The organism is Conexibacter sp. W3-3-2 (genome assembly GCF_009707605.1).
GTDB classification, from domain to species: domain Bacteria; phylum Actinomycetota; class Thermoleophilia; order Solirubrobacterales; family Solirubrobacteraceae; genus Paraconexibacter; species Paraconexibacter algicola.
In genome coordinates this window covers 1,343,275-1,360,522 of sequence record NZ_WLYW01000001.1, presented here as the reverse complement: position 1 = coordinate 1,360,522, position 17,248 = coordinate 1,343,275, and the positions used below count along the sequence as shown (strand labels likewise).

Here is a 17,248-nt window from a genome sequence, read left to right as displayed (position 1 = left end):
CAAAACCATCTGGTTATGCTGCGCGCCGTGCCCGCCACCCGCATCGCCATCAACGGCCTCGGCCGCATGGGGCGCCTCGCGCTCCGCGTCCTCGCCGACCGCGACGACCTCGAGGTCGTCCACGTCAACGAGCTCCACGGGGACGCCGCGACCTCCGCGCACCTCGTCCAGTTCGACTCCGTCCACGGCCGCTACGCCGGCGAGGCCCGCGCCGACGGCGACACGCTCGTGCTCGACGGCCACCGCATCCCGCACACGTCCGCCCCGACCCCGGACGCCGTCGCGTGGGACGCCGACATCGTGCTCGAGTGCACCGGCCGCTTCCGCACGATCGACACGCTGACGCCGTACCTCGACGCCGGCGTCGGCACGGTCGTCGTCGCCGCACCGGTCAAGGACGATCGCGCGCTGAACGTCGTCGTCGGCGTCAACGACGACCGCTACGACCCCGCCGTGCACCGGGTGGTCACCGCCGCCTCCTGCACGACGAACTGCCTCGCCCCGGTCGTCGCGGTCCTCCACGCGGGGCTCGGGATCCGCCACGGCTCGATCACCACGCTGCACGACCTGACCAACACGCAGGTGATCGTCGACGCGCCCCACAAGGACCTGCGCCGCGCGCGCTCCTCGTCGCAGTCGCTGATCCCGACCTCGACCGGCTCCGCCACGGCGATCGGCCTGATCCTCCCCGAGCTGCAGGGCCGGCTCGACGGCCTCGCCGTGCGCGTGCCGCTGCTGAACGCCTCGCTCACCGACGCGGTCCTCGAGGTCGAGCGCGCGACGACCGTCGAGGAGGTCAACGGCCTGCTCGCCGCGGCCGCCGCCCCCGGTGAGCGGCTGCACGGGATCCTCGGGTTCGAGGAGCGCCCGCTCGTCTCCGTGGACTACCGCACCGACCCGCGGTCGGCGATCGTCGACGCGGGCTGCACGCGCGTCATCGGCGGGACCCAGGTGAAGGTCTACGCCTGGTACGACAACGAGTGGGGCTACGTCAACCGGATGGTCGAGCTCGCCGGCATCGTCGCCGCCGGGTCCGCCACGCGATGAGCCGCGACCTGCGCAACTACGTCCTCGTCACCGGGGCCTACTGGGCGGACACGATCGCCGACGGCGCGAGCCGCATGCTCGTGCTGTTCTTCTTCTACGAGCGGGGCTTCTCGCCGCTGGAGGTCGCCTCGCTGTTCCTCTTCTACGAGGTCTTCGGGATCGTCACGAACCTCGTCGGCGGCTGGGTCGCGGCCCGGTTCGGGCTGCGCAGCACGCTGCTGGCCGGCCTCGGGACGCAGCTGCTGGCGCTCGGGATGCTCGCGCTGGCACCCGACGCCTGGCTCGTCGTCGCCTACGTGATGGTCGCGCAGGCGCTGAGCGGGATCGCGAAGGACCTCACGAAGATGAGCTCGAAGAGCGCGGTGAAGCTCGTCGTGCCCGACGAGGGGTCGCTCTACCGCTGGGTGGCGGTCCTCACCGGCTCCAAGAACGCGCTGAAGGGCTTCGGCTTCTTCCTCGGCGGCGCGCTGCTGGAGCTCGTCGGGTTCCGCGCCGCCCTCGGCATCCTCGGCGCGATCGTGGCGACGGCGCTGGTCGCCGTGGTCGTCCTGATGGACGGGGAGCTCGGCCGCCCGGACGCGAAGGCGAAGTTCCGGCAGATGCTGTCGCAGAACCGGGCCGTCAACCGGCTCGCCGCCGCTCGCGTCTTCCTCTTCGCCAGCCGCGACGTCTGGTTCGTCGTGGCGCTCCCGGTCTTCCTGCGCACGGAGCTCGACTGGAGCTTCTGGGAGGTCGGCACCTTCCTGGCCGTCTGGGTGATCGGCTACGGCACCGTGCAGGCGTCGGCGCCCCGCTGGGTGGGCGCGCCGGACGGTCGCAGCGCCGCGATCCTCGCGTTCGTCCTCGCGGCGTTCCCGGCGGGCATCGCCGCGGCGCTGGCCTCGGCGGTCGACCCGGCGGTCGTCCTGGTGGCCGGGCTGATCGTGTTCGGCGTGGTCTTCGCGCTGAACTCCGCGGTCCACTCGTACCTGATCCTCGCCTACGCCGACGGCGACCGGGTGGCGATGAACGTCGGCTTCTACTACATGGCCAACGCGTTCGGCCGGCTCTCCGGCACCGTGCTCTCCGGCGTCGTGTACCAGTGGCAGGGCCTCGAGGCGTGCCTGTGGCTGTCGGCCGGGTTCGTCCTCGCGGCGGGCGCGCTGTCGCTCTCGCTGCCCCGCTCGGCGCGCACCCGCGGAGGCGTGCAGCCCGCCGTCTGACCGGGATACGGTGCCGTGATGACGCGGGCGCAGTGGCAGGTCCTCACGACGGTCTCCGCGGGCACCGCGCTGCTGCTGCTCGACGTCACCGTGGTGAACGTCGCCCTGCCCGCGATCGCGGACGACCTCGGCGCCGACTTCGCGCAGGTCCAGTGGGTGATCGACGCGTACGCGCTCACGCTCGCCACGACCCTCCTGACGGCGGGCGTGCTCGCCGACCGGCTGGGACGCCGGCGCGTGTTCGTCTGGGGGCTGCTCGCGTTCGTCGCGACGTCGGTCGTGTGCGCGCTGGCCCCGGACGCGACGACGCTCGACCTCGCCCGGGGGGCGCAAGGGATCGGGGCGGCCGCGATGTTCGCGACGTCGCTGCCCCTGCTCGCCGACGCGTTCGGCCCCGAGCGGCGCGGCTTCGCGCTGGCGGTGTGGGGCGCCGTGACGGGCGCGGCGCTGGCCCTCGGACCGGTGGTCGGCGGGCTGCTCGTCGACGGTCCGGGCTGGCGCTGGGTCTTCTGGCTCAACGTGCCGGTCGGGCTGCTGCTCGTGCGGGCGACGCTCCGCGTCGTGGCGGAGTCCCGCGACCCGCGACCGCGGCGGCCGGACCTGCCCGGGATGGTGCTGTTCGGCGCGGCGGCGTTCGCCCTGACCCTCGGGCTCGTCCGCGCGCACGCCGACGGCTGGGGCGCGCCGACGGTCGTCGGGGCGCTGCTGGCGGCGGGCGCGCTCGCGGTCCTGTTCGTGCTGGCCGAGCGGCGCCATCCCGACCCGATGCTCCCTCCGGCGCTGTTCCGGGTCCCGGCGTTCACGGGCACGCTCGTGGTCGCGTTCGCCCAGTCGCTGGCGCTGTACCCGCTGTTCCTCTACCTGGCGATCTACCTGCAGGACGTCCTCGGCCACGGGCCCACCGGGACGGGGCTGCGGCTGCTGCCGCTGACGCTCGTGCTGTTCGCGGTCGCGCCGCTGTCGGGCCGGCTGACCGGTCGACTGCCGCTGCGCGTCCCGCTGGTGGCGGGACTGCTGCTGATCGCGCTCGCGCAGCTGCTGCTGCGGGCGGTGGAGCCGGGCTCCGGATGGGAGGTCCTGCTCCCGGGGCTCGTCGTCGGCGGCCTGGCGATCGGCGTGATCAGCCCGGCGCTGGCGGCGGCGATGGTCGCGGTGCTCCCGCCGGAGCGGGCGGGCCTCGCCTCCGGCGTGACCAACACGTTCCGTCAGCTGGGCATCGCCACCGGGATCGCCGCGCTCGGCGTGCTGTTCTCCGATCGCGTCGCCGGCGCACCGGACCCGGCGACCGGGGTCGTCGACGGGCTCGACGCGATCTTCCTCGCGGCCACGGTGGTCGCGCTGGCGGGGGCCGCGCTCGCGTGGCCGCTGCTGCGCGGCCTGCGGGTCAGCGCCGCTTCAGCGTGATGCCCTCGAGCACGTGCGCGACGGTCTCGCACGCGTCGACGGAGGCCTCGAGCGAGGCGAAGATGTCCTTCCAGCGGATCACGGCCATGGGGTCGATCCCGCCGACGAACAGGGCGGCGACGCCGTCGCGCTCGAGCCGGTCGCCCTCGTTCTCGAGCCGGTGGATCTCGACGAGGTGCGTGCCCATGTCGCTGCCCGTCCGCAGGCAGCGCAGCGCCCGCGCGACCTGCTCGCCGGCGCCGACGAGGACGTCGGCGAGCGCGACCGCCTGCTCCATCGGCGCCTCGACGCGGTAGACCGACAGCTCGTCCGCCGTCTGCTCGGCGTAGTCGACGACGTCGTCGAGCGCGGTGGCGAGCGCGTGGATGTCGGCCGGGTCGAACGCCGGACGCCGGCGGCGGGCCGCGCCGTTGAGACGGTGGATGATGTCGTGGGTGATGCGGTCGCCCTCGTGCTCGCAGAGGATGAGCTCGCGCGCGAGCTCGTCGTGCTCGGGGTAGTCCTTGAGGAGGTCGCGGAGCAGGAGACCGGCGCGCTGCACGTTGCGACCGGACTCCTCGAGGAGCCGCAGGAGCTCCTCGTCGGGCGCGGCACGGCGCAGCAGGAGTGGCATCCCCGCGACCCTAGGCGCCACGCCGCGCGCGGACCACGCCGTTTCACCGGTCTTTCACATCCGGTTCACGACTCGGTCACAGGCCGCCGGTCCCCGCGCGTGGAGGATCGCCGCGATGCACGCAGCCGCCTCCCCCGATCCCGTCCTGCGCGTCGGCGAGCTCGAGGTCCGACCCGCGGAGGGCCTGGCCCACGCGGCGGGACGGACGCTCATGCTCTCGGTCCGCGAGTTCGGCCTGCTCGTCGCGCTCGTCGGCCGTGCCGGCCACATCGTGCGCCGCGAGGACCTGTACCGCCAGGTCTGGGGGACGGAGCTGCGGCGCGGCGACCGCAGCGTCGACGTCTACGTCCACAAGCTGCGCGTGAAACTCGAGGAGGCGCTTCCGGGCGTGCGCTCGATCCACACGCACGTGGGCTTCGGCTACCGCCTCGAGCTCGAGCCGATCACGAGCGATTCACACCCTTTTCACAACGAGGGCACACCTCGGTAACAGACTCCGGCGGGCCCGCTGGGAGCCTGCCGAGCGCATGAACAACCAAAAGGAGAAGCAGTGAGGTCACGTTCCATCACCGCGGCGCTCGCCTGTGGCGTGCTCGCGTTCGGCGTCGTCGCCTGTGGCGACGACGACGAGGACACCACCGCCGGGGGCACGGGGACCAACTCCGAGCAGACGGCCGACGGCGGCAGCAGCGCCGACCTGTCCAGCTTCAGCGGCAGCATCCGCATCGACGGCTCCTCCACGGTGCAGCCGGTGGCCGAGGCCGCGAACGAGGGCTTCACCGGCGGCGGCGCCTCGACCGAGATCTCGGTCGGCGGCGTGGGCACCGGCGACGGCATCGACAAGTTCTGCCGTGGCGAGCTCGAGATCGCCGACGCCTCGCGTCGGATCGAGGCCGAGGAGCTCGAGGCGTGCGAGAAGGGCGGCGTCGAGCCGGTCGAGGTCCAGGTCGGCATCGACGGCCTCTCGGTCATCGCCAACCCGAACCTCGCGATCCCGAACGACTGCATCACCACCGAGCAGCTGAAGCAGCTCCTCGACCCGAAGTCGAAGGTCGCCAACTACTCCGAGCTGGGTGACGGGTTCCCCGACACCGAGTTCGCCGCGTTCACCCCGGGCACCGAGTCCGGCACGTACGACTTCTTCACCGAGACGGTGCTGGAGACGGACGCCGAGCAGCGCACCGACAAGGTCGAGACGTCCGCGGACGACAACCAGATCATCCAGGGCATCTCGGGCACCGACGGCGCGATCGGCTACGTCGGCTTCTCGTTCGCCGACCAGAACAAGGACAAGGTCAAGATCCTGAAGGTCGACGGCGGCAACGGCTGCGTCGAGCCGACGGTCGAGACCATCGCGTCCAACGAGTACGCCCCGCTCTCGCGGCCGCTCTTCATGTACCCGAGCGTCGCGGCGCTGGCCAAGCCCGAGGTCAAGGGCTTCCTCCAGTACGTCCTGGACAACAACGAGGAGATCGTCCGCGCGGCCGACTACGTGCCGCTCACCGACGAGCTCAAGACCGCCTCGCAGGCGAGCCTCGACGCAGGCAAGCCCGTCACCGCGGCCGACCTCAAGTAGGGAAGGACCGGGCCGATGGCATCAGGACCCGAGGTCGTCGGCCGCCCTGGCGCCACGAGCATCTCGCTCGTGCGCCAGCGCACCCCGCGCTCCGTCGGCGAGCAGGGCATCAAGCTCCTGCTCGCCGGCGCGGCCGGTCTGTCGATCCTCATCACCGTGCTGATCCTCGCGGCGCTCGTCCGCGAGACGATCTCGTTCTTCGGGGAGGTCCCGGTCGGGGACTACCTCTTCGGGACCGACTGGAACCCGCTCGCGGGCGGCGAGTCGCAGTCCTTCGGCGTGCTGCCGCTGCTGTGGTCCACGCTGTACCTCACCGGCATCGCTCTCACCGTCGCGATCCCGCTCGGGCTCGGCGTCGCCGTCTACCTCGCGGAGTACGCCTCGCCGCGGATCCGCAAGGTCTTCAAGCCGGTCATCGAGCTGCTCGCCGGCATCCCGACCGTCGTGTTCGGCTTCTTCGCCCTGCAGTACTTCACCAAGACGTTCCTCCAGGGCTGGCTGGGCCTCGACGTCAACATCTTCAACGGCCTCAGCGCCGGCATCGTGCTCGGCTTCCTCGTCCTGCCGACGATCGCCTCCGTGTCCGAGGACGCGCTCTCCGCCGTCCCCGCCTCGCTGCGCGAGGGCGCCGCCGGCCTCGGTGCCTCCAAGCGCCAGACGACGATGAAGGTCGTCTTCCCGGCCGCCCTCTCCGGCGTGGTCGCCGGGCTCGTCCTCGGCGCCTCCCGGGCCATCGGCGAGACCGTGATCATCCTGCTGGCCGCCGGCAACGCGCCGAACCTCAGCCTCGACCTCACGATCAGCCACCAGAACATGGCGGCGTTCATCGCCAACACCGCGCGCTCGGACGTCGCGGCGGGATCGATCGGCTACTCGACGCTGTTCGCCGTCGGCATGACGCTGTTCGTCATCTGCTTCACCCTCAACCTCCTGGCGATCCGCTTCGTGCGGAAGTACCGCCAGGTCTACGAGTAGGACCTGACCGCCATGTCGACCGTCGCCGAGACCACCATCGCCCGGAAGGCCGTCACCCGCTCCTCGGGTGGCGAGAGCACGAAGGGCGCGATCTTCCTGTCGCTGCTCTGCCTGACCCTGACGATCTCCGTCGTCTTCCTCGTCGCGCTGATCTTCAGCGTCGCCCAGGACGGCGTCGGCCGCCTGGACACCGGGCTGATCACCGAGTACTCCTCGCGCTTCAACATCGAGAACGCCGGCCTGCGCGCCGCGATCCTCGGCACGCTCTGGCTCATGGGCCTGACCGCGCTGGTCATCATCCCGATCGGGGTCGCCACCGCGATCTACCTCGAGGAGTACGCGGACCCGACCAAGCGCATCAACCGCATCATCGAGATCAACATCCAGAACCTCGCGTCGGTCCCGTCGGTCGTGTTCGGCCTCCTCGGCCTCGCGATCTTCGTCCGCGGCGAGCTGTTCGGCGCGAACTACTCGCTTCCCTTCGGCCTCGCGACCGGTCGGCCGACGCTGCTGGCCGGGGCGCTGACGCTGTCGCTGCTCGTGCTGCCGGTGGTGATCATCGTCTCGCGCGAGGCGATCCGCGCCGTGCCGCCGTCGATCCGCGAGGGGGCGCTGGCGCTCGGCGCGACGAAGTGGCAGACGATCTGGAAGCAGGTCCTGCCGGGCTCCGTGTCGGGCATCGCGACCGGGGTGATCCTCGCGCTGTCCCGCGCGATCGGGGAGACCGCCCCGCTGATCCTCGTCGGCGCCGCGTCGTTCCTGCTGTTCGACCCCGCCTACGACAAGACGTTCACGGCGCTCCCGATCTCCATCCTCTCGTTCACCGGGGAGGCCCGCGCAGGCTTCCTGGATCTCGCCGCGGCCGCGATCATCGTGCTGCTGGTCATCCTGATCCTGATGAACTCCGTCGCCATCTACCTGCGCAACCGCTATGAGCAGAAGTGGTAGTCCCGACCCCGAACCCGACGACCTCGACTCCACGCAAGGACCCGACATGAGCACTCCCGAGGACACCGTGGCGTCCGAGCGCGAGACCGCGCCCGCGGCGCAGACCAAGATGGGCGTCAGCGCGGGCCTGCGCAAGGACACGCGCGACCCCGGCGCCACCCGCAACGAGATCTTCAAGCTCAGCGGGCTGGGCGTCACCTACAGCGGCAAGGTCGCCGTCGAGGGCGTCGACATGTCGCTCTACGAGAACGACATCACCGCGTTCATCGGCCCGTCCGGCTGCGGCAAGTCGACCGTCCTGCGGTGCCTGAACCGCATGAACGACCTCGTCCCGGGCGCCACCGTCCAGGGCACGCTGACCTACCACGACGTCGACCTCTACGCGCCCGAGGTCGACCCGGTCGCCGTGCGCCAGCGCGTCGGCATGGTCTTCCAGAAGCCCAACCCGTTCCCGAAGTCGATCTACGACAACATCGCGTTCGGCCCGCGCGTCCTGGGCATGAAGGGCGACATGGACGAGATCGTCGAGACCTCGCTGCGCAAGGCCGCGCTGTGGGACGACGTCAAGGACCGCCTGAAGGACAACGCCTTCGGCATGTCCGGCGGCCAGCAGCAGCGGCTGTGCATCGCCCGTGCGATCGCGACGTCCCCCGACGTGATCCTCATGGACGAGCCGTGCTCGGCCCTGGACCCGATCTCCACCGGGAAGATCGAGGAGCTCATGCTCGAGCTCAAGTCCCAGTACACGATCGTGATCGTCACGCACAACATGCAGCAGGCGGCGCGCGTGAGCGACCGGACGGCGTTCTTCATCGTCGACCTGTCGGCGGGCGAGTCCAACCGCATCGGCCGGCTCGTCGAGCTGAACCCGACGGAGAAGGTCTTCACCAACCCGGACGACTCCCGCACCGAGGAGTACGTCACCGGCAAGTTCGGCTGAGCGCCAGTCGGACCCCATGGCAGAGTCGCGCACGCACTTCACCGAGGAGCTCGCCCGCATCGAGGAGGCCGGACTCGGCGGCCTGCAGATCGTCGTCGGGCAGATCGACCGCACGCTCGAGGCGCTCCAGCACCAGGACGTCGAGCTGGCGACCCAGGTCATCCACGACGACGACCGGGTCGACGGCCGCTACCTCGAGGTGCACCAGTCGATCCTCTCGCTGCTCGCGCTGCAGGCCCCGGTCGCCGGGGACCTGCGGCTCGTCGCCGCGCTCCTGCACGTCGTCAAGCACATGGAGCGCATGGGCGACCAGTGCGTGAACATCTGCAAGCTCCTGCCGTTGCTCGGCCACGAGCCGCCGGTCGACGAGGAGATCCAGACGAAGATCCTGCGCATGGGCCAGCTCGCCCGGTCCGAGGTCGTCCAGGCCCGGCAGGCGTTCTCGATGCGCGACGTCGGGCTGGCGGAGGACATCCTGCGCCAGGACGAGGAGATCAACCAGATCAACCGCGAGCTGTTCCGCCGCGCGATCCGCATCGGCACCGACGAGGACGCCCGCGAGTGGGGGATGACGATGGCGATGATCGCCCGCGCCCTCGAGCGGATCGGCGACAACGCGGTCGACATCGGCGAGCAGACGGCGTTCGTCGTCACCGGGCTGTTCCGGGAGTTCTCGGACTCCTCGCACCCCACGCAGCGCCTCGATCACTGATCGACCGGTTGCCGGTGCGCGGATGTGTGCGGTTCGGCACACGTTCGCAAGGTCCTGTGAAAATGTCGTGACCAGAGCCCGCAACCCGGTTTTCGCGACGGGGTAGTGGCTACCATGGGCCGCGTCATGCACGACCTGATCCCCTCCGGTGCGGACCCGCTCCGCATCGCGGTCATCGACACCGACTCCGGCTTCCTGCAGGTGCTCGGCAAGCGCCTCGAGCGCTTGGGCTGGGAGCACCGCGTCCTCGCCGGTGCGGTGCCCGTCGAATCGCTCGTCGCCATGCGCCTCAGCGCCGTGGTCGTCGATCTCGCCACGCTCGGCCCCGCCGCGTGGGAGTACCTGGACAAGCTGACGACCGGGCTTCCCGGTCTCGGCGTCATCGTCTGCACCGGGCAGTCGACGGTCGCCCAGCGCGTCCGCGGCCTGCGCCTCGGCGCCGACGACTGGCTCGGCAAGCCGTGCCACCCCGAGGAGCTCATCGCCCGCATCGAGGCGGTCGTCCGCCGCCGCCGCCGCAGCGAGGACCGCTCCGCGGCGCCGATCGCGGCCGGCGAGATCGAGATCCGCTCCGACCGCTTCCAGGCGTTCGTCGGCGACCGCTCGATCGACCTCACCCGCCGCGAGTTCGAGCTCATCGAGCTGCTCGCCGGGGCGGAGGGCCGCGTCCTGGAGCGCGAGGAGATCTACCAGCGGGTGTGGGGCTACGCGATGGCCCGCGGCGACCGCTCGGTCGACGTCTTCGTCCGCAAGCTCCGCCAGAAGCTCGAGAAGGCGTCCCCCGACTGGCGGTACATCCACACGCACTTCGGGGTCGGGTACCGGTTCGCGCCGGAGCCGGTCGACGGCGAGCCGCCCGCGCCGCGGCCGGAGCTCAGCGTCGTCCCGGACCCCGCGTCCGCGGACGCCGAGCGTCTCGCCGCCGCACTGCGGTAGCCGGGGCCCCCGGCGCGGTACGCTCACGACGTGAGCACCGGCCTGCGCAACACGCTGATCGTCTTCGCGATCGCCGCCGCCGTCCACTTCGTCCCGGGCGGTGGCAGCACGGCGGACACCGTCGGCGCGCTGCTGTCGATCGCGATCACGGTCTGCTTCGTGCTGATCGGCGCGCGCCTGTACCGGGAGAACCGGGTCGAGATCTTCTCGCTGGGCGACCGTCACCGCGGCCTGCTGTACGGGGCGCTCGGCGTCGCCGTGTTCGCGATGGCCGCGCGCCGCGAGCTGTGGGAGACCGGGGCGGGCCTGCTGCTGTGGATGCTGCTGATCGGCGGGGCGTCGTACGCGCTCGTGCAGGTCTACCGGTACTACAAGAGCTACTCGTTCTGACGCCGTTTCGGCACAGGATCGTCACACCCTGGTGGTAGCGCCGTGACGCGGCGTCCCGGATCGTCGGTCCCATGGCCGACGACACATCTCCGGGACGCGGACAGGCGGGACAGGCGAGCGTCGAGCTCGTCGCGCTGCTGCCGCTGATCGCCCTCCTCGCGGCCCTGCTCGTGCAGGGCGCGCTGGCGGGCTGGGCGCAGTGGTCGGCGGGGTCGGCCGCCCGGGCCGCCGCCCGCGCGGCGGCGGTCGGCAGCTCGCCCCAGGACGCGGCGCGAGCCGCGGTCCCCGACGGGCTCCGCCGCGGTGTCCGCGTGCGCCCGGACGGCGAAGGCGTCCGCGTCACCGTCCGGATCCCGGCGCTGGTCCCGGGCGTCGGCAGCGTGCACGCGCGCGCCCGCTTCACGCCGCAGGGGGCGGGGTCGTGAGCGTCCGCGACGACCGGGGGCAGGCGAGCATCGAGCTCGTCGCGATCCTGCCGCTGGCGCTGGTGGTCGTCCTCGCCATCGCGCAGGTGCTCGCCGCCGGCGGGGCGCGCGAGCTCGCCGCGACGGCGGCGGCCGCCGGGGCCGCGGCGCTCATCCAGGGCGGCGACCCGGAGACCGAGGCGCGCGCCGCGGTCCCCGGCCGCGACCGCGACGACGTCGACGTGCGGGTCCGGGGTCGCCAGGTCACCGTCAGGGTGCGGCCGCGCGCGGTCGCCGGCCCGGTCGCCGACCTGCTCGTCGCCCAGGCCACCGCGGACGCGGGGGAGGCGGCGGTCCGATGAGCGCCCCCGACGTCTCCCGCGTCGTGCTGCTCGCCGGCGCCGCCGACCCGACCGCGGTCGGTGCCGCGCTGGCCACCGGCCTGCGGTCCGCGCGCGGCGACGGCGTGGCGGTGGTGGCGGTCACGCCCGGATCGGCCTGCGGCACGGGCGCGCCGACCACGGTTCCCGCCCGCGCGGCCGCCCGGCGCCTCGCGGCGTCCCTGCGGCTGCGCGGCACGCACGCCACGGCCAGCGGCCGGCTGGTGCACGTCCGGCTCGCCGACGAGCCGCTCGCGGCCACCGCCGAGGCCGTCCGCGTGGCCGCGACCTGCGACGGCCCGATGGTGGTCGTCGTCGCGGGGCCGCGCGAGCCCGCGCACGACCCCCTCGTCGCCGCGGCCGACGTGGTCGTGGCCGCGGTCCCCGGCACCGTGCCGGACGGTCTGGCGGCCGTCGCGCGGGCGGACGGGATCGCGCACGTCGTCGCGCTCGACCCGTCGGTCCTCGCGCGCGGCCTCGCGCTCACGGGCCTGCCGGTGCTCGCCCCGCTGCGCGCGCTCGGCCGCACGCTCGTCGAGGAGGCCGCGTGACCCGGCTGCGCGACGACTCCGGGCAGGCCCTGCTGCTCGTCCTCGGCGCGGTGCTGCTCGCCGGGGCGCTCACGGCCGCGATCGTGGCGGTCGCCGCCGGCTTCACGGGCCGCGGCGACGACCAGCGGGCGCTCGACCTCGCGGCGCTCGCGGCCGCCGGCGTGATGGCCGACCGCTACGCCGAGGTGACCGATCCGATCGGGGAGCCCGGTCCCGGCGCGCCGCTGCCCGTCGGCCTGGACCTCGACGGCTACCGCGCCGCCGTCCGCGCCCGCGCGGTCGCCACCGCGGCCCGCAACGGGCTGCGGGACGTGCGCGTCGACTTCCCCGGCGCGGGACCGGGCGCGGTGCCGCTGCAGGTCCGGGTCCGCGCGGCACGCGGTGGTGGCGCGGACGGTCCCGGCGCGGCCCTCTCGGCGATGGCGGAGGCGCTCCCGCCCGCCGCCGCGGTCCTGCCCGCGACCGCATCGGGCGCGGGCGCCTACGACGGACCGCTCGCCTACCGCGACGGCAAGCCCATGCGCCCGGACGTCGCCCTCGCCTACGACCGGCTGCGTGCCGCCGCCCGCGCCGACGGCGTCACGCTCGTCGTCGTCTCCGGCTTCCGCTCCGACGCCGAGCAGGCCGTGCTCTACGCCCAGCACCCCGATCCCAGGTGGGTCGCACCGCCCGGCAAGAGCCTGCACCGGCTCGGCACCGAGCTCGACATCGGCCCCCGGCCCGCCTACCCCTGGCTGATCCGCAACGCCCGTCGCTTCGGCTTCCTGCAGCGCTACTCCTGGGAGCCCTGGCACTACGGGTACGTCCGCAACCCGGGCACGGCGTCGGTCGGCTACGGCGCCGCGCGGCCGGGCGGCGGGTCGGGGGACCGCGGCCTGGGCAGCGGCCTGCCGTCCTGGGTGCCGGCGGTCTACCGGCCGATGATCGCCCGGGCGGCGCAGCGCTGGAACGTCGGCGCGGTGCTGCTCGCCGCCCAGCTGCGCACCGAGAGCAACTTCAACCCGCACGCCCGGTCCTCCGCGGGGGCGCTCGGGATCGCGCAGTTCATGCCGGGGACGGCGCAGGAGTACGGCCTGCACGACCCGTTCGACCCGGCGGCCGCGATCGACGCGCAGGCCCGCCTGATGCGCCGGCTGCTGCAGCAGTTCGCAGCGGTCCCGCTGGCGCTCGCCGCCTACAACGCCGGTCCCGGGGCGGTGCAGGCGTGCCGCTGCGCCGCCCCGTACAGCGAGACCCGCGACTACGTCGCCCGGATCCTCGCGCTGATGCTCGGGCAGGGGGACATCGGCGGCCTCGGCGCCGCGCAGCTCACCGTCCGGCTGGTGCGGTGAGCGGCTCGGTGCGGTCCGCGACCTCACCCGCCGGCGCGACGTCCACCGGGATGCCGTTGAGCACCGCGGTCCCGGTGAGCGGCTCGACGACGAGCTCGTCGGTCAGCACGTTGGAGTTGACCCCGGCGTGGGCGCCGGCCACGTCCATCCGCGTCCCCGCCACCCCGTGGCCCCAGCCGTGCGGGATGCTCACGACGCCGGGCATCACGTCCTCGGTGAGCTCCACCGGCAGCACGAGCTCGCCGGTCCGTGCCCGCACGGTCGCCTCCCGCGCCGTCGGCGAGCCCCAGGCGCACGCCGTCGGCGGGGTGCACGTGCAGGGTGCAGCGCGCCCGGCCGCGTACGAGCAGCGGGAGGTTGTGCATCCACGAGTTGTTCGACCGCAGGTCGCGCCGGCCGACGAGCAGCAGCGGGCCGTCCGCGGCGGCGCCCGCCTGCGCGTCGAGCTCGGCGAGCAGCCGGGGGACGTCCGCCAGCAGCGCGGCCGGGGCCAGGTCGATCAGCGCGTCCGGCATCCGCAGCACCTCCGGCAGCCGCTGCTTCAGCGGTCCGAGGTCCACGCCGTGGGGGGCCGCGCGCAGCGCGGCGAGCGACAGGCCGGCCTCCGGGCGCACGTCCCCGTCCGCGACGGTCGCGTCGGCCGGCAGTCCGGGCCCGGGCGCGCCCAGCTCCGGGAAGCCCGCCCCGTACGGCCCGCAGCGCAGCAGCAGGTCCAGCAGCCGCTCCGGCCCCGACTCGACGGCCAGCACCCGACCGACCGCGTCGGGATCCAGCCCGAACGCGGGCGAGCCGACCGTGCCGACCTCGCGCGCGACCGCCTGCGCGGCCACGAACGCGTCGATCGCCGCGACGTCGGCGTCGGGGCCCTGGCCGGTCACCGCGCCCACGAGCCGCAGCAGCGTCTCCCACTCGGCCGGCATGCCGTCGGGGGCCGGGATCGCGGGGGCCGAGTAGTTCGCCACGTCGCGGACCGCGAACGAGTAGAGCAGCACGTCGAAGTGCGAGCGCTCGAACGGCGACGGGACCGGCAGGATCACGTCCGCGTGGCGCGTCGTCTCGTTGAGGTAGATGTCGACGCTGACCATGAAGTCCAGCGAGGCGAGTGCCGCGTCGAGCCGCCCGCTGTTGGGCGTGCTCACCACCGGGTTCCCCGCCACCGTGAACAGCGCCCGGACCTGTCCCTCGCCAGGCGTCTCGATTTCCTCCGCCAGGCAGGCGACCGGCAGCTCGCCGAGCACCTCGCCGAGCCCCCGCACCCGGCTGGCCCACCGCGCGGGCTTCGGCCCGCGGCCGCGCCCCGGACGCTCCGGGTCGGCGCCGCTCGTCGTCGGCCCGCCCGCCGCCGGCGTCGTGAACAGCGCGCCGCCCGGCCGGTCGAGGTTGCCGGTCAGCACGTTCAGCACGTCCACGAGCCAGCTCGCGGTCGTCCCGAACACCTGCGTCGTCGTCCCGATCCGCCCGTACACCGCGGCGCTCGGGGCCGCCGCGAGGTCCCGCGCGAGCTGCACGACGTCCGCCGCGGCGATCCCCGTCGCGGCCGCCGCGCGCTCCGGCGTCACGGTCGCGACCGCCTCGCGCAGCTCGTCGAGCCCGCGGACGAGGCCCTCGGCGCGCCTGAGCTCCACGAGGTCCTCCTCGAGCAGCACGTGCACCATCGCCGCGAGCAGGAAGGCGTCGGTCCCCGGCCGGATGAAGTGGTGCGTGTCCGCCTCGCGCGCGGTGCGCGTGCGGCGCGGGTCGACCACGACGAGCCGCCCGCCGCGGGCGCGCATCGCGCGCAGCCGGCCCCGCACGTCGGGCGCCGTCATCAGCGACCCGTTGGACGCCAGCGGGTTCGCGCCGAGGACGAGCAGGAAGTCCGTGCGGTCGAGGTCCGGCACGGGCACGCTGCCCGCCGTCCCGAACATGTGCGAGGCCGCGACCTGCTTGGGGTACTGGTCCACGGTGCTGGCCGAGTAGACGTTCCTCGTGCCCAGCGCCTTCAAGAGCACGCGGCCGTAGAAGATCCCCCCGAGGTTGTGGGCGAACGGGTTGCCCAGGTACGCGGCGACCGCGTCGCGACCGTGCTCCTGCAGCAGCGGCGGCAGCCGGCGGGCGACCTCGGCGAACGCCTCGTCCCACGACACCTCGACGTGCGTGCCGTCGGCCTGCTTGAGCAGCGGCATCCGCAGCCGGTCGGGGTCCTCGTGCAGCTCGCGCAGCGACACGCCCTTGGGGCACAGGAAGCCGCGGCTGAACACGTCCTGCTCGTCGCCGCGCACGCGCGTGACCGCGCCGTCCTCGATCGTCAGCTCCAGTCCGCAGGTGGCCTCGCACAGCGGGCAGGTGCGGTAGGCGGTCGTCGTCGCTCCCATCGGTCCACCATCCCACACCGGGCGCTCAAGATCGACCGGCGATGGACGATGCAGAGGGAAGCCATGGACGGCACGCACGAGGACTGGACCACCGAGCTGGACGACGCCGCGGCCGCGCGCTGCGAGGCCGCCCTGCACGACCTGGGCCGGCTCCCGGTCTTCGACGGGACGGTCCAGCGGATCCTCGCCGTCGTCGACGACCCCGACGCCACGAACGACCAGCTGATCGCCGCGCTGGAGTGCGACGCGACGTTCGCCGCGAACCTGCTGCGGTTCGCGAACTCCGCCAGCCGCTCCCACCCGATCCGCGCCCGGTCGATCCGGCAGGCCGTGATGTTCGTCGGCCGCGACGCGCTGCGCCGCCTGACGCTCGAGACCGCGACCTACCGGTTCCTCGAGCGCAGCCGCGGCAACGGGCGCGCCGCCTACGGCCAGATGCACCTGCACGCCCTGTCGGTCGCGCTGTCCGCCGCGAGCGCCGCCGACCGCGCCGGCCACGGCGGCGACCTCGCGCACCTCGCCGGGCTGCTCCACGACGTCGGGAAGCTCGTCCTGCCCCGCGCGTTCGGGGACGAGGCCCTCGACGCGATCGCGACCGCGGCGCCCGGCGGCAGCCGCCGCGTCGCGCTGGAGCGCGAGGAGCTCGGCATCGACCACGCGCAGGCCGGCGCCCTGCTCGCCCGCGCCTGGGGGATGCCCGACGCCGTCGTCGCCGCGATCGCCTGGCACCACGGCGGTCCCGCCGGGGACGCGTGCCCGTCGGCGGAGGTCGCGTGCGTCCAGCTCGCCAACGTCGTCGCCACGATGCTCACCTCCGGCGACGCCGACCAGTCCCTGCTCCAGCGTGCGCTCGAGCGCGCCGAGCTGCACTCCGACGTCCTCGACGACCTCGCCACGCAGGCGGCGCTCGCCTCCGCGACGCTCGCCGACGGCGGGACCGCGCAGCGGATCGCCCACCTCGAGCGGCTCGCGCAGCGCGACGACCTCACGGGGATCGCCAACCGCCGCCACTGGACGCGCACGGTCCGCGACGCCCTCGAGACCGAGCACCAGGCGGGCTGCCTGCTGCTCGTCGACGTCGACCGCTTCAAGCAGGTCAACGACGAGCACGGGCACCAGGTCGGCGATCTCGTGCTCGGCGAGGTCGCGCACCTGCTGCAGGGCTACGGGACCGCCGGGCGTCTGGGCGGCGACGAGTTCGCGCTCTGGACCCCGGTGCCGCTCGCGACCGCGCACGCGCACGCGGTCGAGCTGCTCGACCGGCTCGCCGGCGCGTTCGCCGACCGGCCCGAGCTCCCCGCGGTCGGCCTGTCGATCGGCATCGCGCACGCTCCCACGCACGCCGGGCTGCTCGACGACCTCGTCGGGATCGCCGACGCCGCGCTCTACGACGCCAAGCGCGCCGGGCGCGGGCGCGTGGCGCTCGCCCCGGATCCGGAGCCGCTGGCGCAGGCCGCCTGAGCGGGGGCGATCTGCCCGCCCGGC

The 17,248-nt window shown here is 73.6% G+C and carries 17 protein-coding genes and 1 pseudogene; 16 read left to right on the top strand and 2 right to left on the bottom strand.

Translation table 11 applies throughout. The features are described from left to right. Positions 1-27 precede the first annotated feature (27 nt). Genes GKE82_RS06805 through GKE82_RS06795 form a run of 3 tightly spaced genes read left to right on the top strand, consistent with a single transcriptional unit; the run spans position 28 to position 3,653 of the window. The gene (locus GKE82_RS06805; RefSeq protein WP_309233473.1) at positions 28-1,047 is read left to right on the top strand and encodes an ArsJ-associated glyceraldehyde-3-phosphate dehydrogenase; all 1,020 of its coding nucleotides are present in this window, start codon (positions 28-30) and stop codon (positions 1,045-1,047) included. Then, complete coding sequence (arsJ, locus tag GKE82_RS06800) at positions 1,044-2,249, top strand: organoarsenical effux MFS transporter ArsJ (RefSeq protein ID WP_107569458.1); 1,206 nt, start codon at positions 1,044-1,046, stop codon at positions 2,247-2,249. Before GKE82_RS06805 ends, arsJ begins: the two co-directional genes overlap by 4 nt. Before the next feature lie 18 nt (positions 2,250-2,267). Continuing rightward, positions 2,268-3,653, top strand: coding sequence for an MFS transporter (locus tag GKE82_RS06795; protein WP_154732781.1), 1,386 nt, complete (start codon positions 2,268-2,270; stop codon positions 3,651-3,653). Here GKE82_RS06795 and GKE82_RS06790 read toward each other — a convergent pair. Next, positions 3,634-4,266 (bottom strand): DUF47 domain-containing protein, encoded by a 633-nt coding sequence (locus tag GKE82_RS06790; RefSeq protein ID WP_107569462.1) that lies wholly within the window; start codon positions 4,264-4,266, stop codon positions 3,634-3,636. The two genes, GKE82_RS06795 and GKE82_RS06790, sit on opposite strands and share 20 nt — an antisense overlap. 115 nt (positions 4,267-4,381) lie before the next feature. Here GKE82_RS06790 and GKE82_RS06785 point away from each other — a divergent pair, with 115 nt between their 5' ends. The 12 genes from GKE82_RS06785 (at position 4,382) to GKE82_RS06730 (ending at position 13,409) form a co-directional block, all read left to right on the top strand. Then, positions 4,382-4,756: a response regulator transcription factor gene (locus GKE82_RS06785; protein ID WP_154732780.1), complete on the top strand. Its 375-nt coding sequence runs from the start codon at positions 4,382-4,384 to the stop codon at positions 4,754-4,756. A gap of 60 nt (positions 4,757-4,816) precedes the next feature. Further along, positions 4,817-5,842: a phosphate ABC transporter substrate-binding protein PstS family protein gene (locus GKE82_RS06780; RefSeq protein WP_158276855.1), complete on the top strand. Its 1,026-nt coding sequence runs from the start codon at positions 4,817-4,819 to the stop codon at positions 5,840-5,842. 15 nt (positions 5,843-5,857) lie between these two features. Continuing rightward, the gene (gene pstC, locus GKE82_RS06775) at positions 5,858-6,817 is read left to right on the top strand and encodes a phosphate ABC transporter permease subunit PstC (protein WP_154732779.1); all 960 of its coding nucleotides are present in this window, start codon (positions 5,858-5,860) and stop codon (positions 6,815-6,817) included. Positions 6,818-6,829: 12 nt separating this feature from the next. Then, positions 6,830-7,765, top strand: coding sequence for a phosphate ABC transporter permease PstA (pstA, locus tag GKE82_RS06770; protein WP_107569469.1), 936 nt, complete (start codon positions 6,830-6,832; stop codon positions 7,763-7,765). A gap of 109 nt (positions 7,766-7,874) precedes the next feature. Beyond that, complete coding sequence (gene pstB, locus GKE82_RS06765; RefSeq protein WP_107569809.1) at positions 7,875-8,705, top strand: phosphate ABC transporter ATP-binding protein PstB; 831 nt, start codon at positions 7,875-7,877, stop codon at positions 8,703-8,705. A 16-nt stretch (positions 8,706-8,721) separates the two neighbouring features. After that, positions 8,722-9,417 carry a phosphate signaling complex protein PhoU gene (phoU, locus tag GKE82_RS06760; RefSeq protein WP_154732778.1) on the top strand — a complete coding sequence of 232 codons (696 nt, stop codon included), beginning with the start codon at positions 8,722-8,724 and terminating at the stop codon, positions 9,415-9,417. A gap of 126 nt (positions 9,418-9,543) precedes the next feature. After that, entirely contained in the window at positions 9,544-10,353 is an 810-nt protein-coding gene (locus tag GKE82_RS06755; RefSeq protein ID WP_230316108.1) for a response regulator transcription factor, read from the top strand. A gap of 30 nt (positions 10,354-10,383) precedes the next feature. Beyond that, on the top strand, positions 10,384-10,743 hold the full coding sequence (locus GKE82_RS06750) for a hypothetical protein (RefSeq protein WP_107569475.1): 360 nt from the start codon (positions 10,384-10,386) through the stop codon (positions 10,741-10,743). Positions 10,744-10,814: 71 nt separating this feature from the next. Beyond that, the gene (locus GKE82_RS06745; RefSeq protein ID WP_154732776.1) at positions 10,815-11,168 is read left to right on the top strand and encodes a TadE/TadG family type IV pilus assembly protein; all 354 of its coding nucleotides are present in this window, start codon (positions 10,815-10,817) and stop codon (positions 11,166-11,168) included. Continuing rightward, entirely contained in the window at positions 11,165-11,509 is a 345-nt protein-coding gene (locus GKE82_RS06740) for a hypothetical protein (protein WP_154732775.1), read from the top strand. The genes GKE82_RS06745 and GKE82_RS06740 overlap by 4 nt, the downstream gene beginning before the upstream one ends. Then, positions 11,506-12,078 (top strand): hypothetical protein, encoded by a 573-nt coding sequence (locus GKE82_RS06735; protein ID WP_154732774.1) that lies wholly within the window; start codon positions 11,506-11,508, stop codon positions 12,076-12,078. The genes GKE82_RS06740 and GKE82_RS06735 overlap by 4 nt, the downstream gene beginning before the upstream one ends. Beyond that, positions 12,075-13,409 carry a transglycosylase SLT domain-containing protein gene (locus GKE82_RS06730; protein WP_154732773.1) on the top strand — a complete coding sequence of 445 codons (1,335 nt, stop codon included), beginning with the start codon at positions 12,075-12,077 and terminating at the stop codon, positions 13,407-13,409. Before GKE82_RS06735 ends, GKE82_RS06730 begins: the two co-directional genes overlap by 4 nt. Here GKE82_RS06730 and GKE82_RS31250 read toward each other — a convergent pair. After that, positions 13,387-15,763 (bottom strand): annotated as a pseudogene (locus tag GKE82_RS31250) (molybdopterin-dependent oxidoreductase). The gene GKE82_RS06730 and the pseudogene GKE82_RS31250 overlap by 23 nt on opposite strands. Positions 15,764-15,826: 63 nt before the next feature. On the opposite strand from GKE82_RS31250, the gene GKE82_RS06720 reads away from it, so the two are divergent. Then, entirely contained in the window at positions 15,827-17,224 is a 1,398-nt protein-coding gene (locus GKE82_RS06720) for a GGDEF domain-containing protein (RefSeq protein ID WP_196189089.1), read from the top strand. The last annotated feature ends 24 nt before the right edge of the window (positions 17,225-17,248 follow it).

Bases quoted from the DNA above. Each gene is read 5' to 3' on its own strand.
- arsJ (WP_107569458.1), top strand. From the start codon at position 1,044: ATGAGCCGCGACCTGCGCAACTACGTCCTCGTCACCGGGGCCTACTGG.
- GKE82_RS06795 (WP_154732781.1), top strand. From the start codon at position 2,268: ATGACGCGGGCGCAGTGGCAGGTCCTCACGACGGTCTCCGCGGGCACC.
- GKE82_RS06790 (WP_107569462.1), bottom strand. From the start codon at position 4,266: ATGCCACTCCTGCTGCGCCGTGCCGCGCCCGACGAGGAGCTCCTGCGG.
- GKE82_RS06785 (WP_154732780.1), top strand. From the start codon at position 4,382: ATGCACGCAGCCGCCTCCCCCGATCCCGTCCTGCGCGTCGGCGAGCTC.
- pstC (WP_154732779.1), top strand. From the start codon at position 5,858: ATGGCATCAGGACCCGAGGTCGTCGGCCGCCCTGGCGCCACGAGCATC.
- pstA (WP_107569469.1), top strand. From the start codon at position 6,830: ATGTCGACCGTCGCCGAGACCACCATCGCCCGGAAGGCCGTCACCCGC.
- pstB (WP_107569809.1), top strand. From the start codon at position 7,875: ATGGGCGTCAGCGCGGGCCTGCGCAAGGACACGCGCGACCCCGGCGCC.
- phoU (WP_154732778.1), top strand. From the start codon at position 8,722: ATGGCAGAGTCGCGCACGCACTTCACCGAGGAGCTCGCCCGCATCGAG.
- GKE82_RS06755 (WP_230316108.1), top strand. From the start codon at position 9,544: ATGCACGACCTGATCCCCTCCGGTGCGGACCCGCTCCGCATCGCGGTC.
- GKE82_RS06745 (WP_154732776.1), top strand. From the start codon at position 10,815: ATGGCCGACGACACATCTCCGGGACGCGGACAGGCGGGACAGGCGAGC.
- GKE82_RS06735 (WP_154732774.1), top strand. From the start codon at position 11,506: ATGAGCGCCCCCGACGTCTCCCGCGTCGTGCTGCTCGCCGGCGCCGCC.
- GKE82_RS06720 (WP_196189089.1), top strand. From the start codon at position 15,827: ATGGACGGCACGCACGAGGACTGGACCACCGAGCTGGACGACGCCGCG.